Annotated in this window: 11 protein-coding genes, 16 tRNA genes, 2 rRNA genes and 3 pseudogenes; 8 read left to right on the plus strand and 24 right to left on the minus strand. The window is 35.8% G+C overall.

The features are described 5' to 3' along the window. Positions 1-9: 9 nt before the first annotated feature. From NON16_RS21345 to NON16_RS21355, 3 genes are read right to left on the minus strand one after another with little or no spacing between them, the layout of a single operon-like run. Positions 10-579, minus strand: coding sequence for a DUF1788 domain-containing protein (locus NON16_RS21345; RefSeq protein WP_257351443.1), 570 nt, complete (start codon positions 577-579; stop codon positions 10-12). A 6-nt stretch (positions 580-585) separates the two neighbouring features. Then, complete coding sequence (locus NON16_RS21350) at positions 586-1,206, minus strand: DUF1819 family protein (RefSeq protein WP_257351444.1); 621 nt, start codon at positions 1,204-1,206, stop codon at positions 586-588. Next, a complete protein-coding gene (locus NON16_RS21355) occupies positions 1,207-1,464 on the minus strand; it encodes a TIGR04540 family protein (protein WP_257351445.1) in 258 nt (85 codons plus the stop codon). It abuts the gene before it with no gap. Between the two features lie 174 nt (positions 1,465-1,638). Here NON16_RS21355 and NON16_RS21360 point away from each other — a divergent pair. The 4 genes and pseudogenes from NON16_RS21360 to NON16_RS21375 form a co-directional block, all read left to right on the plus strand. Beyond that, positions 1,639-1,740, plus strand: a pseudogene (locus NON16_RS21360) (DUF3967 domain-containing protein); the annotation flags it as partial. A gap of 550 nt (positions 1,741-2,290) precedes the next feature. Further along, entirely contained in the window at positions 2,291-2,965 is a 675-nt protein-coding gene (locus NON16_RS21365; protein ID WP_257351446.1) for a hypothetical protein, read from the plus strand. A gap of 199 nt (positions 2,966-3,164) precedes the next feature. Then, complete coding sequence (gene radC, locus NON16_RS21370) at positions 3,165-3,770, plus strand: RadC family protein (protein ID WP_257351447.1); 606 nt, start codon at positions 3,165-3,167, stop codon at positions 3,768-3,770. A gap of 446 nt (positions 3,771-4,216) precedes the next feature. Further along, a complete protein-coding gene (locus tag NON16_RS21375; RefSeq protein ID WP_257351448.1) occupies positions 4,217-5,110 on the plus strand; it encodes a hypothetical protein in 894 nt (297 codons plus the stop codon). 118 nt (positions 5,111-5,228) lie between these two features. Here the strand turns inward: NON16_RS21375 and NON16_RS25755 are convergent. Both NON16_RS25755 and NON16_RS21385 read right to left on the minus strand, forming a co-directional pair. Further along, positions 5,229-5,488, minus strand: a pseudogene (locus tag NON16_RS25755) (cyclic-phosphate processing receiver domain-containing protein). A gap of 331 nt (positions 5,489-5,819) precedes the next feature. Next, entirely contained in the window at positions 5,820-6,176 is a 357-nt protein-coding gene (locus NON16_RS21385; protein WP_257351449.1) for a helix-turn-helix domain-containing protein, read from the minus strand. Positions 6,177-6,296: 120 nt separating this feature from the next. Here NON16_RS21385 and NON16_RS21390 point away from each other — a divergent pair, with 120 nt between their 5' ends. Then, positions 6,297-6,638 (plus strand): hypothetical protein, encoded by a 342-nt coding sequence (locus NON16_RS21390; protein ID WP_257351450.1) that lies wholly within the window; start codon positions 6,297-6,299, stop codon positions 6,636-6,638. A gap of 438 nt (positions 6,639-7,076) precedes the next feature. Here the strand turns inward: NON16_RS21390 and NON16_RS21395 are convergent, their stop codons facing one another. Beyond that, positions 7,077-8,339 carry a hypothetical protein gene (locus NON16_RS21395; protein WP_257351451.1) on the minus strand — a complete coding sequence of 421 codons (1,263 nt, stop codon included), beginning with the start codon at positions 8,337-8,339 and terminating at the stop codon, positions 7,077-7,079. Positions 8,340-8,745: 406 nt separating this feature from the next. On the opposite strand from NON16_RS21395, the gene NON16_RS21400 reads away from it, so the two are divergent. The 3 genes and pseudogenes from NON16_RS21400 to NON16_RS25905 all read left to right on the plus strand — a co-directional run bounded on the left by NON16_RS21400 (position 8,746) and on the right by NON16_RS25905 (position 11,405). Next, positions 8,746-9,648, plus strand: a complete 903-nt coding sequence (locus NON16_RS21400) for a hypothetical protein (RefSeq protein WP_257351452.1) — start codon at positions 8,746-8,748, stop codon at positions 9,646-9,648. Between the two features lie 161 nt (positions 9,649-9,809). Further along, positions 9,810-10,184, plus strand: coding sequence for a DUF771 domain-containing protein (locus NON16_RS21405; RefSeq protein ID WP_257351453.1), 375 nt, complete (start codon positions 9,810-9,812; stop codon positions 10,182-10,184). A 109-nt stretch (positions 10,185-10,293) separates the two neighbouring features. Next, positions 10,294-11,405, plus strand: a pseudogene (locus NON16_RS25905) (site-specific integrase). Positions 11,406-11,540: 135 nt separating this feature from the next. Here NON16_RS25905 and NON16_RS21415 read toward each other — a convergent pair. The 18 genes from NON16_RS21415 to NON16_RS21500 form a co-directional block, all read right to left on the minus strand. After that, positions 11,541-11,622, minus strand: a tRNA-Leu gene (locus tag NON16_RS21415). 26 nt (positions 11,623-11,648) lie between these two features. Beyond that, a tRNA-Leu gene (locus NON16_RS21420) sits at positions 11,649-11,737 on the minus strand. A gap of 21 nt (positions 11,738-11,758) precedes the next feature. After that, positions 11,759-11,832 (minus strand) — tRNA-Cys (locus NON16_RS21425). Between the two features lie 67 nt (positions 11,833-11,899). Then, a tRNA-Gly gene (locus tag NON16_RS21430) sits at positions 11,900-11,974 on the minus strand. A gap of 4 nt (positions 11,975-11,978) precedes the next feature. Beyond that, positions 11,979-12,053: transfer RNA gene (locus NON16_RS21435), tRNA-Gln, on the minus strand. 6 nt (positions 12,054-12,059) lie between these two features. After that, a tRNA-His gene (locus tag NON16_RS21440) sits at positions 12,060-12,135 on the minus strand. A gap of 20 nt (positions 12,136-12,155) precedes the next feature. Continuing rightward, positions 12,156-12,229 (minus strand) — tRNA-Trp (locus NON16_RS21445). Between the two features lie 3 nt (positions 12,230-12,232). Then, positions 12,233-12,317 (minus strand) — tRNA-Tyr (locus tag NON16_RS21450). 87 nt (positions 12,318-12,404) lie between these two features. Next, positions 12,405-12,480: transfer RNA gene (locus tag NON16_RS21455), tRNA-Thr, on the minus strand. A gap of 9 nt (positions 12,481-12,489) precedes the next feature. Further along, a tRNA-Phe gene (locus tag NON16_RS21460) sits at positions 12,490-12,565 on the minus strand. 23 nt (positions 12,566-12,588) lie between these two features. Next, positions 12,589-12,664 (minus strand) — tRNA-Asp (locus NON16_RS21465). A 57-nt stretch (positions 12,665-12,721) separates the two neighbouring features. After that, a tRNA-Met gene (locus tag NON16_RS21470) sits at positions 12,722-12,798 on the minus strand. Positions 12,799-12,978: 180 nt separating this feature from the next. Further along, positions 12,979-13,054: transfer RNA gene (locus tag NON16_RS21475), tRNA-Val, on the minus strand. Positions 13,055-13,064: 10 nt separating this feature from the next. Further along, a tRNA-Glu gene (locus tag NON16_RS21480) sits at positions 13,065-13,139 on the minus strand. 34 nt (positions 13,140-13,173) lie between these two features. Next, positions 13,174-13,265 (minus strand) — tRNA-Ser (locus tag NON16_RS21485). Position 13,266: 1 nt separating this feature from the next. After that, positions 13,267-13,341 (minus strand) — tRNA-Asn (locus NON16_RS21490). A gap of 9 nt (positions 13,342-13,350) precedes the next feature. Beyond that, positions 13,351-13,466: ribosomal RNA gene (rrf, locus tag NON16_RS21495) — 5S ribosomal RNA — on the minus strand. Positions 13,467-13,549: 83 nt separating this feature from the next. Beyond that, positions 13,550-13,734 (minus strand): 23S ribosomal RNA (locus NON16_RS21500); the annotation flags it as partial.

Here is a 13,734-nt window from a genome sequence, read left to right on the forward strand (position 1 = left end):
ATCCCCTCACTAGTCCACTAAGCGAAATGCTCGGTAGTAATTATCATCCTTAAACTTTCCAAACAACTGTAACGACTGTCCATCATACTTTCCTGGAAAAAACATAATGACTGGTGTTTTATCTATAACCTCTTGTAAATTGTTTAATATCGTATGGGAACGAACAAAGGGATAAACTTTACCAACACCTGAAATAATCACAATGTTATGTTCTCCAATTTGTTCTTTGATTTTTTTAAGAAAGACATCAGGCTTTGCGAAGTTTGCCATTGCTTTAAATAAGGCTTCTTTACCCTGACGCTCTTCCATATCAAATATGCGGTCAAATATGTTACGTTCTTTTGCAATATCTAAGAGCATTTTATAAAGGTCAAACTCAATAATTCTGCGGTTGGTCCCTTCATAACTGAATTCCTTTTTTATATGCTTCACATAATCCCGAACAATAAGTTCACTCTCTGGTTCATAATCAAACACATAAAAACTAATTTCATTTCCAAGGCCATGTCCTTCGAGAAATTTATCTTCTCGTAGCTTTGGAATTATCTTGTCCAGTCTGGCATTTAAATTCAATTCCATTCCCTCCTACTCCCCCATTGCATGTACAATCTCATGTTCTCCTATGGATAACAAGTAAGAACGAATATGCTCATCTATTAATAGTCGAGAGAGTTCTCCACTGTTGCTATCTTGTAGTATTCCGACTTCACATAAAATTTTTAAAAATACTTGCTTCAACTTATTTACTGTCTGCTCGGACCAGCCTGCCACACGTTCATCCTGCTCTGCTTTATAAGTGAAGTAGCCATTAATATCTATTTTCTCTAATAAGTATGTATCGTTTTTTAATTTCTCACTAATGACTTCTCTCATAAATTCAAAGAACAACCGATCTGTCTTCAAAATGGCATATAAGTTAATCAATTTCCCTAAATCAATCGGTTCTTCTATCACCATTTTTTTTAACTCTTCATCTAACACATCTAAACGTCTTAAGACTGATGGTAAACTTCTTTTTGCACTTCCCGGAACTTTATACTGAAACAGGTTTTCTGCCATTACTCTTTCTCTTATCTCCTTTTTTGATAACCCTTCAAGATCAAGACTTATGACCTGTTTTAATTCAGAAAACAGAAATGCAGCTCCTGACAATGAGGTACTATATAATAGTTCTTTACTCATATGTAAAATCCTTCCTTCACTCATTTACCTAACCACCTCAATGTGTCCTTTTAATGAAAGAATACGTTCAATAATTTCAAGCCTTCTCTTTCCACATTGCTGCTTCAAAATAGTCGTAAAACCATTATCTTTTCGTACTTTCTTTTTGTTATTTAGAAAAAGCTCTTCTACCTTTATAATTAGGTCATTTTCTGATATTTTCTCTTCCCAATAGTAATCAACTACTGTGTTTAGTGCTGTTGCAAGTTCACGTTGCGTCTTATAAAACAGCTTAATGTCCATAATAAACACCTCAAAAACCTTTTACTTTACTCTTATTTTATTCTTACTTTAAGCAGATAGCAATGTCTGGCAATAAAGCACTCACTAAGAAGCAAGAAGAGTTTAATAAAAGCCTTGATAACAATCTTGAAGAACAACAAACGTACATAGACGGACGTTTAAAATGCACGAGATCAAAATCTTTTACAAACTCTTAGAGAGCTCCAAGAAACTAAACTACAGACTGCTTCAGCAGTTAACTATTCATTATTCTCTTCAATTTTTATGCACTCCTGACTGAATGCCCTTATATGGAAAGAAATATTCATTTTTTCCAAGGTGCAAGGTGGTATAGATAAGGTTTGATTTAAATCATTCGATGCCCACCCCCACCGACATTTACGTTTGTATTTTTCTTCTATACAACACGACGATTGATTGAATCATATAAAAAAGAGATTTTATTTCCCTAGGTGAGCTAATAGATAATTAATCTTCAAGCCTAAGTCTGTAAATCTTGTAACGATAAACCTAATTATATTGTAAAGGACAAATTTAAATTAACAGTGAGGAAAGGGATGGTGAGATGCATCCAACTAAAAAGGAAGGGTTACTAAGTTCAAGCGGATTGTTAGAACAAGCTGAAAGGAGGTGATTATGTGAAGAGTAAATGGATACAGTTACGAATACAAGTCAAATTGGGCTTATCAGCTACAGACTGATTTGAACATTTCTGTACATTGAGGCAATGAATCTTGTAACGTTTTAAGATGCTTAGCAAATTAACAATATGAAAGGATTGATCCAATAGTGTTGAAAGAAAGAAAGGCCCCCAAATGTCATCCCAATGAATAATACTTTAAGTACAGAAAGCTCTACTATCTCATTATCAGATCTAAAGCAAAGAGGCGAATTACTCAAACAATTTGCTAGAGAAATGATGGTTACTGGACAAGATTACGGTATGGTCGCCGGCTACCATAAACCAACTCTTTTAAAGCCAGGGGCAGAAAAACTTTGTCAATTTTTACAGATATCAGTGCAGTATTCTGTGGTAAAACGGTTAGAGGATTGGGACAATGGCTTGTTTCATTTTGAAATTAGTGCACATTTAAGCCGCACTAGCGAACCTGGTCCCACAGTAAATGGATTTGGTTCCTGCAATAGTAAAGAACATCAGTTTCAAAAACAGCATCCCTTTTCGATTGTGAATACAGTATTAAAAATGGTGAAGAAAAGAGCTTTAATCGATGGAGTGCTTAACATCACAGCCACAAGCGCTTTATTTACACAAGACATTGAAGACTTTGTACGTCCTGTAACCTTTAAAGGAGGTGATGTGCCAATAACTAAGGAGCAGTTGAAAAAGGTCCATCAATTAGCAAAGGAGGTGAAAATCAAGCCAGAGGTCGTTACAGAGTTAATGAAGCTATTGTTTAATGTGGACCACAGTACAAAACTAAGCAAAAAACAGGCATCACAACTGATTCACGAACTTCTTATTTTCCAAAAACCATATTAGAAAGAAGTGATCAGCATTGTTTCACTTCCAACACGTTCTCATGAATTTTCTTTCATGGGTTATTTTTATGCACAAAAAAAGAGCTCACAAGGAGCCCAAACACTAAAAACATCATAATACAAATCAACTATTCATTCAACAGGGAGGGACTTCGGTCTCTCCTTTTTTTATTTTACACACAAACTAGGAAGCATTTACAATGATTAACAAACTTGATCAAAATACATTTAAGGTACTACTAGCAACGACTTTAAGAGAAAAAGAAGATGGATATGTTGTTTCAGAGTTATTTACACGCTTCACTTCTATTCAAGATCTTCTGGATGTAACAGAGGAAGAACTACTAAATATAAAAGGCATCGGAAGAGTGAAAGCAAAACAGATAGTTGCTGCATTAGAATTGGCGAGGTTTAATCCAAGTAATGTTCAGGACCGCTTTGCTATTCGCAGCCCTGAGGATGCGTTTACGTATTTAAAGGACATGCAGCATCTAACAAGAGAGGAATTTGTAGTCCTTGGCCTCAATACGAAGAACGAGGTGTTATTCCGTCAAACCATTTTCACTGGCTCATTAAACGCATCTATTGTCCATCCACGTGAGACGTTCAAAGCACTTATAAAGAGAAGCTGCGCCAGCGCTATCGTGGCTCATAATCACCCATCTGGGAATCCTAGTCCTTCGAGAGAAGATCTTGAAGTTACTAAGCGCTTATGTGAAGTTGGAAAGGTCATCGGTATTGAGATCCTTGATCATATTATTGTTGGTAATACGTATTGCTCATTGAAAGAAAAAGGACATTTGTAAAAATAAACAAAACATCTGGGACTAGAAAAAACTCTAGTCCCTATTCCTTAACATGATTACATAAGCTTTCACTTCATATCCTTTTACTTCTTCTTTGTTTTCCGAAAACATATCCCGGACAAGTCTTTGTATTTGATGGTTGCTACAGGTGGCGCAGTTCGTATATAGAATCTTGATATACATTAGAGCTTAAATTAATTCCTTTGTTCTTAGTAACAATAATGCCTTCGGCTAACTAAATCACGACCAATGTAATCCAAGCCTACTCATAAATGTTTTGATAACATATAGTTAAAAATCACTGGTTAAAAGTGTTATTGACTGTAGCATTTTAAATGGATACCTTAACTTCCGTAGAAAACACCAACTAAAATGTCTGTTTATATAGATTATATATATAGTAACCGACAAAATGGTTGGTGATTATAAATTGGAGGTCCTATCCCATGACATCAGTAACACTAGATTACCAGCAAGTATTATTGTTTACTGGATTAAGTGAGTCCACGGTAGAAGCAAAGGGTCAAAAGGCTCTTGTAGATAAGTTAAAAGCAATGGGGGTAGAAAACGTAAATAAAGAAGGCAGAGGCAAAAAAACGGTTTATCGTTTGATGATCCCATCATATTTTTGGACGATATTGATGATTCCTACTAAACACTCTGCAGTTAGTGTAGATATTATGAAACTACTAATTGATGGTAATGTACAATATATTGACGGGCAAGCACTTCACCTATTTATTAAGGAAATGTTAACCGTCATTTCTTTAAAACATCAAGTAAAATATGCTACAGTCGAAAAAGCCTATAACCGCATAAAGCGTTACCTTGTAAAACATGACTTACTAAGCACCTCTGAAAATAAGAGCCACCGTATTATGAGAGATGGGAAATGGATTGATGGTAAACGTGCTATAGAGATAAGTAATCAAATTAAGAGCCTCTGGAGGAGGATGTTTGAACGACTCAAAGTAAATAACGTAACCGATCGCAAGAAAATCCAAGCAGAGTGTAACTGGCAACGAGACTTTATTATAAGGGCCCACAACGCAGATGCATATAAAGTCACTAAACTATGGACCCCTAATCCTAATCTTATTCGTGACATTAGATGGGCTGAAGCTGCATTCTATGCGGGGGCAAATCTAGTGCAAATAAAAAGAGAGATTGAGGATCGACATTCCAAATATGAAGTTGACAAGAAGAATGCTGATGAACTATTAAAAAGGTTAGATGAGAATATCGAAGTGGATGTTGAAACCGAAGTGGATACATTTATATTAGATAGTATTTCACTATTCACCCAGGATTCTGATCCTTCTTCATTATTTTTAAATTAAACCTCAACAAACGCCAGTTAAAGAGATTTCCTATATGTGAAATAAAACGTAGAGAAGTCATTATGAATAGAAAAACTTTTAGTCAAATAGGTTGAATGGGAAGTAACTAATCACCAAATTAGTTACTTCTTTTTCTATAATCCGTGTGTAGATAAATCTTGTTTGCTCGATAACCTCTTTCACAGAAAAGCTTTACGAGATCATAACCCGTTAGAAGTAAATAACCTTCACTATCTTCACCTAAGTCATGCTCAAGTGAAAGTATACCAATCGTATATCCTCTAAATAAGAAATGGCATCGTCAACACTTCGTGCTACAGCAAACCCCTCTGGACAGTCTCTCAGATCATCCACATACAAGTTTAATTTAGGTCTCACACTTTAAATCTTTCATTCAAAAGTGCTTATAAGCGCCTTTATGAGCGTTTTAGCAGCATAGAATGGTCCTTCATTTCAAACTGGCTATAGTTAAACTTCAATTCTTCAAATTGAACTTGTGACAACAAAGAGGCTTTTTCCAAATATCTAAAATCTAAGGCTCTCTCTGGGGGATAAACTGCCCTATTTGCATAACATCAAGGTTTCTATGTTTTTCTGTAACCAATATGATTTCATTCTAAAAATATCCCGCCACTATTTAATATAGTCATTTTCAAGAAATTTCGGTATGATTTATGAAATTTCCTTGTGGTAATTATTACTACTTCAACTATTTCTTCTGTGAATCAATTATTGCAAGTATGTCTTTAGAGATATTAAGTAGTTTGCTGATCTCTTCATTACTTCTATTAGATAATAGTGATTTATAGGCTTCTATAAGCGCTCTGTTGCTCTCTAAATTTTCCGGGATAGAGTCATCAAATTTAAATAGCTCGTTAGGAGGTACTTCTAGGCCATCTGATAGCTTTTCTATAGTAGCTAAGGAAACATTTCTTGTACCTCGTTCAATACCACCAATATATGTGTACTGGAGCCCACAACGTTCAGCCAATTGCTCTTGAGTTAACCCCCTTGCCTTTCTTACATTACGTACCCTTGAACCAACTAGTTTTAAAAAATCTGTCATGATTATCACCTACACATCCCAATAAATTTCACGTCACAGATAAACATAGTATATGTTATTATTAAAATGATACTTATTAGTTTTATTATTGTTAGATGATTAACATTAGGAGGAACACCCATGAACGTACAAAACATCACTAGCATTTACACGAACCCCTTATTACGTCAGATGCAATTACAACTATTTCGCTTAGAAAATGGGAATTTTAGAATCGTACATCTTTCCCAGGTAGATAAAACAGTTGAATTTAGAACTCCTAGAGAGTGTGCATCTTACATCATTTTATCACTTAAAAATTATTTTCCTGAAAAATGTAACATTATTGATAACCTAGTGGACCGTAATCCATCTAGTACGAAAAAAATTGACATGGGACTCGAGGATTTCCAACTTGTAATGAATTTGGCAATGATGTTAGTTGCAGATGATGAAAATGTGAATGAAATTAATGTTAGTTAAAAATATTGGAAAGAACAAAAGACCACTGGATTTAAATTCAGTAGTTTTCTTTTTGTCTATATATCAGTGTTGTGATCATCAATTAAATGAAACATTTTCAGCGCAGTATATTTGTACTGTGTAGCAAAAGAAAATTACATCATGCTTTCCATAAGTGAGAATGTGTAACTCCTTTAACGAGTAATCCAGATTGTTTAAAACCGAACCTGAAGTATTCTTAATTAAAATAGTGTTACTTCTTAAACTAAACCCATCCTTTAGTATAAGTTGTTGTTATCCAAATCTTCAATTACTACCTCTGGTTGCTTATCCCATTTTCAAAATCTTCTACAGTAAAAAGTAACATCTTCAAGGTTTGCATGGAAAAATCTAAAAAAAATAAAAATAAATCTATCTCTTCTTTTGTTAATTTAAGGAAGTTGGTATTCGTACCTTTTGTTAATTGACCTGTTTTAACCTATAAACAGCAGTTATATTATCCATTTCATCATATTCAATTTGAAGATTAACTGGTCCATTAATCGAGTCTTCATTATCAACACTTTTTATTTGGTTAATATGCTGATTGACTGCCGACATGTTATTAATAATGGTTTCGTAATGGTGTGATAAATGTTTTTTAATTTCCTCTTTTTTATAATTAACTGTTTTACTTCTTCTAAACGTTGCATCAAGAGAAAAGTTTTTATCCTTTAGGATTTTTTCAAAGTGGTTGTAATATTCGGTGAGTTGTTTATAATAATTTTCAATATCTGTTAATCTATTGATATTAACTTCCGAATTGTTACCTAAATCAGTCATAATTTTTAAACAGACTGACATCACTTCCAAATTACCATATCCTAATACTATTTTTTGTTCAAACGAAACCGTAAGTTCTTTAATTTCATTAACAATTTTATCTAATCCAAACTTTGCCTTTTCCTTGATGAGAGAAGCATTACTTATTAAAGAAGGTAATTCACGCAAAACCGACTCTATTTCATTGTAAGATGTTGATGAAAAGTCTTCAATTTTTATTAGATAAGTTTGTAATTTTTCATCTTTATTATGAATGCTTGGTAAGATCGATTTTATATAACGGATATTCCCTTGTATTTTCCCAAATTTATCATTGTTGTTTTGGCGTATTAATGTATCAATTTTTCGATCAATATCAGTTAATTGCTTATTAATTTTATCTAAATGCTCTTGAGCAGTAATAACAGTCATTACACCCAAAACTGCATTAGCTAATTGAGCAGGATTTACTTTCTTTATGTCTTTAATTTCTAACCAACCTTGATTTTTAATTTTATTTTTTTTATCCACAGCAATAGCCCTAAATTGGTCAGCAGAGCCTTTTTTCTTCATTATGCTAAGTTCTCCTGATTTTATTTTTTCGAGAACCTCTTCACTAAATTTAACTATTACTTTCTTTTCACTTTTTACAATATCTTTGGCACTTGGCGATAATCTAATTACATCACCAATGTGACTTTTTAGCTGATCTGTTAATATCAAAGAATTTGGACGGTGTAAAGTTAGATCTGTTGATTTATAACTTTGTACCTCCCAAGGAAGTTCAATTGGAAGAGAATCTTGATTAACTAATTGTTTGTCAGTTAATGCTTTACTTTTGTTATTTAATTTATTAAAAATAAAAAAGGCTATAATTACTACTACTAAAATCACTGCAATTGTTCCAAAAATACTATCCACGTATATCCCCGCCCAACGATAGATTAGTGACCTTTGATTCAGTATAAGATGAAACCACCCTTGTTGAAAAGTAACATTTTTTACAAGGGTGGTTTCATACTGTTGCAAACTTTCCTTACTATATCGAAGTTGTATTCGTATTAAAGATATGGACCGATTGTGGAAAGAAAAATATTACCCTAAACCTATTTAATAAAGAATTTTATATTCCAAAATCACTTCTAAAGAAATTTACTGCGCAGTATTTAGTCTACTATATATTAATCAAATGACTCCACATTACTGCCCGTTAATTTAACTATTAAGCGTCACAAGCACTCAACGAACATTTGTAAAGAAGTTTATACTTCCTCCAACATGTATAAACTGTATATATTGATAAAAAATAATCCAAGGAGAATCAACTGTGTTACTAGGAGGAGCAAAACTAAACTGTAAGCAGCAAGTAATGGTATACGATAATTATGAAATAATCAATTATGCTGATAAAAAGGGAAAAGCGCTAACACGAATCGAAGAAGAACTTAGGTGTTACATAGATAGATACGCAAAAAACTATTATCGTGCTGAAGGATTCCTTAGGCATATTAGTAAGAGATTAAATTCTTCAATAGGATATAACTATATTCTAGTCGCTCCTATGGCTTCAGCTGATGCAAGTAGCGTTCGGACACTTAACCCTATAAGTGATTTAAGTAATCTATTTATTGATTTATCCAAAATAGGTTCTTTACTAGATGAAAAAGCAATCGTGAAATTCTTTGTCTATTACGGCTTACCTATCCGTGAGGGAATGTGGCTTTCTAAGAAGCAAAATATTGATATACCTTTCTTGTTTTTAAATGAATTTGATAAAGAGCTAACAACTTACAAAGAACACTTTGAGTTATTTCTAGCTTATAAGAATGATGACTATATAAAAATGAGAAACTTCCGGCAATCCATCATCAATAATAGAAATAATAAGGATTCAATCCCACTAAGAACAAAAGAAGGTATTAAACATGATATTAGAAGAATACTGACTAGCAAAATAAAATCAAGAGATATCAAATATGAACCTTCTTTAGGACCAGATGATTTTAGTACAGAGGTGATATTTGGGGATTTAATAGATGTTGCGTATTTTCAAATTGGTCAGGCATTAATAAGTGATGTGCAACTAGGTATATGTCTAGAATGTGGGGATTATTTCGTTAGGAACCACGGGAATACAAAATATTGTCCACCCCCACCGAATGGAAAACGAAGCACTTGTCAAAATAGGCACCAGGTAAATTCATACCGTGAGAAGATAAAAAAGTACTAACACTTTTGCAACCAAGATATTTGGTTGTTTTTTTGTATGTAATTTAAGAACATCTGTTTGTACTGTATAAATGTAATCAAATTATGCTAATTGTTAACACGTGAATTGCCTAAATTGACGGTATGTTCGTATGATCTAAACAACTACGAAAGGATGATTACATGGATGCACAACTACCAATCAATAATAATTACGACCTAATTAGGGGTGTAAATGCTCAAGAATTATCGGTTAATTTAAATATCCCTATACCACCAGACACAATTCTTATTTCAAAAGTTGAATTCTATGAACTAAAACAATCTCAACTATCAGGTGTTTATTGGTCAATGAAAGATCTTGAAAAGCAGATTAATCGAAAAAGTGAATGGATAAAGGAGAACATTCTTTATCAACCAAAATTCAAAAAAATACTTGATGCTGAATTAGGCGGATTTGTTTTCTACCCAAAATCAAAAGGACAAAATTGGTCTTTTCAAGCCAGTAAAATGGCAGAGTTCTTAGAAAAGAATTTCCAAAGAATTTTTACCAATTAGTATATCTACTATAAAGCTATACAAGCGTACATCGATTTAGTTAAAATAAGGGTGACCTATATTAACCTACTGGCCACCCTTACTAATTAAATTAGAAAAGGTGAAAATTATGGCTAGTATTCAAAAGCGAGGCAGCACTTATCAATATACTGTCAGTCGTATTGTTGATGGCAAATCTAAACCAATAAGAAAGGGAGGTTTTCGTACTAAAAAAGAAGCTACGATTGCAGCTGCAGAAATTGAAGCTCAATTGAGTAAAGGGATTGTTCCACATTTAACACCAGTTCCTATCGACGGTTATTTCGAAAAGTGGGTTAAACTCTATAAATCTAATTTAATCGTTACAACTCAGAAACACTATGAATACACTTCAAAGGCAATTAAGGCATACTTCAGTAGCAAACCAATTCAAGAGATCACAAGAGACACGATTATCAGCTATTCTTAAACGAATATGGTGCAAATAAAGCCCGTGAAACCGTTGAAAAACTAAATACGCATATTCGTGCTTGTGTAAAAGATGCGGTTGAAGAGCAGATTATTCAACACGACTTCACTAGAAAAGCTGTTTTAACATGGACAACACCTTCCAAAAAATCTAAAGATAAGCACTTAGATTTTAATGAAAGTGAAATGCTGTTAAAAGAGATCTGGAAGAGACTTGATCAAGGATTAAGTTATTCTCTAATACTGTTAGCTTTAACCTCTGGAATGCGTTTTGCTGAGATAGTTGGGCTTACAAGAAGTGATTTTGACTTTATAAATAATACAATCACAATAAATAAAACCTGGGGTTATATGAAACGAAATCCTGAAGGGTTCGGTCCTACTAAGAATGAACAATCTAATAGAACAATTAAAATGGATCAGCGAACGATGACTCATTTCAAAAAGCTTTTTGAGACAACACCTAATAATATACACAAGCTAGCATTTTATAGTCCTAGTTCTAAATATAAAGTAATCAGTAATACTGTTGCAAACAAGCAATTAAAAAAACTATTAACTGAACTTAATATAGAGCCAATTACTATTCATGGACTAAGACATACACATGCCAGTGTGCTCTTGTATAAAAAGGTTTCTATTTATTATGTAAGTGAACGTTTGGGACATAGTGATATTGAGACGACTTTAAAGGAATATACCCATGTAGTTAAGGAATTGCGTACAGAAGATGAGCTAGGAACAATGAAAACATTTGAAGAAATGTCTGTGTAAAATTTGTGTAAAACAGCTTCATTTCATATCGTTTTCTATCGTGTTCTAAAAAAACAAAAAAACTCATAAACATTGATTTATCAACGTTTATGAGCTATCTCACTGTTTTAAAATTAACGTAAATTATGTAGAAGATACCGGTGGTCGGGGTCGAACCGACACTCCAGAAGGAACACGATTTTGAGTCGTGCGCGTCTGCCAATTCCGCCACACCGGCATGGAATTAATAAGTATAGTTTAAAATGGTGCCGAGGGCCGGACTTGAACCGGCACGATAGTCACCTACCGCAGGATTTTAAGTCCTGTGTGTCTGCCAATTCCACCACCCCGGCAGAGGTGCTTTAAAATATAATTGGAGGCGGCACCCGGATTTGAACCGGGGATAAGGGTTTTGCAGACCCGTGCCTTACCACTTGGCTATGCCGCCATATATAAATATTCTATGCCCGATACAAAAATGGAGTACCACTTTCCGGCACTACCTAGATTTTATATGGAGCGGAAGACGGGATTCGAACCCGCGACCCCCACCTTGGCAAGGTGGTGTTCTACCACTGAACTACTTCCGCGAAATGGCTGGGCTAGCTGGATTCGAACCAACGCATGACGGAGTCAAAGTCCGTTGCCTTACCGCTTGGCTATAGCCCAATATAATGGGGCGACTGATGGGAATCGAACCCACGAATGCCGGAACCACAATCCGGTGCGTTAACCACTTCGCCACAATCGCCAAAGTTATTAAAATGTAATTGGCAGGGGCAGTAGGAATCGAACCCACACTGGAGGTTTTGGAGACCTCTGTTCTACCGTTAAACTATGCCCCTAAATGGTGGAGGGGGACGGATTTGAACCGCCGAACCCTGAGGGAGCGGATTTACAGTCCGCCGCGTTTAGCCACTTCGCTACCCCTCCAAATAGGACAATTAATATTTTAGTACAGAATCCTTTATGTTTCAAGACCTAAATTCTAGAACTAAAACCATTATTTATTGAAAAAAATGGTGCCGGCCAGAGGACTTGAACCCCCAACCTACTGATTACAAGTCAGTTGCTCTACCAATTGAGCTAGGCCGGCAAAAAAAAATGGTGGCTCGAGACGGAATCGAACCGCCGACACGAGGATTTTCAGTCCTCTGCTCTACCGACTGAGCTATCGAGCCATACTAGATATTAAGATTTAAAATGGCGGACCCGACCGGATTTGAACCGGCGATCTCCTGCGTGACAGGCAGGCATGTTAACCCCTACACCACGGGTCCTTATTTGGTTGCACCTAAAACTAACTTCGATTTTAATCGACTTAGTAAGTTTTAAATTGGTTGCGGGGATAGGATTTGAACCTATGACCTTCGGGTTATGAGCCCGACGAGCTACCAGACTGCTCCACCCCGCGACGATATAATGTTTACGGATGATGATTTGCTCCGTAGATTCGTCTGTCCCTTCCTCTGAAAGGAACCGTCATCCAGATTTCAGTATGCCTATACAAGTTGCATCTCAATCTGTATGCTGAAGTTTATGCTTCGTAGCTTATTCCTACGTGCTCCACCCCGCGATAATGTCTAAAAATAAATGGTGGAGGATGACGGGTTCGAACCGCCGACCCCCTGCTTGTAAGGCAGGTGCTCTCCCAGCTGAGCTAATCCTCCAGATATAAAATGGTGACCCCTACGGGATTCGAACCCGTGTTACCGCCGTGAAAGGGCGGTGTCTTAACCGCTTGACCAAGGGGCCAATCTATTTTTAAGTTATGTAGTAGAGCTATTTATGGCGGAGAGCGAGGGATTCGAACCCTCGGTACAGCGTTGACCGCACACACGATTTCCAATCGTGCTCCTTCGACCTCTCGGACAGCTCTCCATGGCTCCGCAGGCAGGACTCGAACCTGCGACCGATCGGTTAACAGCCGATAGCTCTACCACTGAGCTACTGCGGATCGAAATGTGCCCGGCGACGTCCTACTCTCACAGGGGGAAGCCCCCAATTACCATTGGCGCTGAAGAGCTTAACTTCCGTGTTCGGCATGGGAACGGGTGTGACCTCTTCGCGGTCGTCACCAGACATTTGAAGTTGTGGAATCCCACATTCCTTCAAAACTAGATAACGTTATTCTTGAATTTATTCACATCGAAGATGTTAAAAATATGGTTAAGTCCTCGATCGATTAGTATCTGTCAGCTCCACGTGTTGCCACGCTTCCACACCAGACCTATCAACCTCATCATCTCTGAGGGATCTTACTCGCTTACGCGATGGGAAATCTCATCTTGAGGGGGGCTTCATGCTTAGATGCTTTCAGCACTTATCCCGTCCACACGTAGCTACCCAG

It is taken from the genome of Pseudalkalibacillus decolorationis (genome assembly GCF_024609785.1).
In the GTDB taxonomy this organism is placed as follows: domain Bacteria; phylum Bacillota; class Bacilli; order Bacillales; family Fictibacillaceae; genus Pseudalkalibacillus; species Pseudalkalibacillus decolorationis.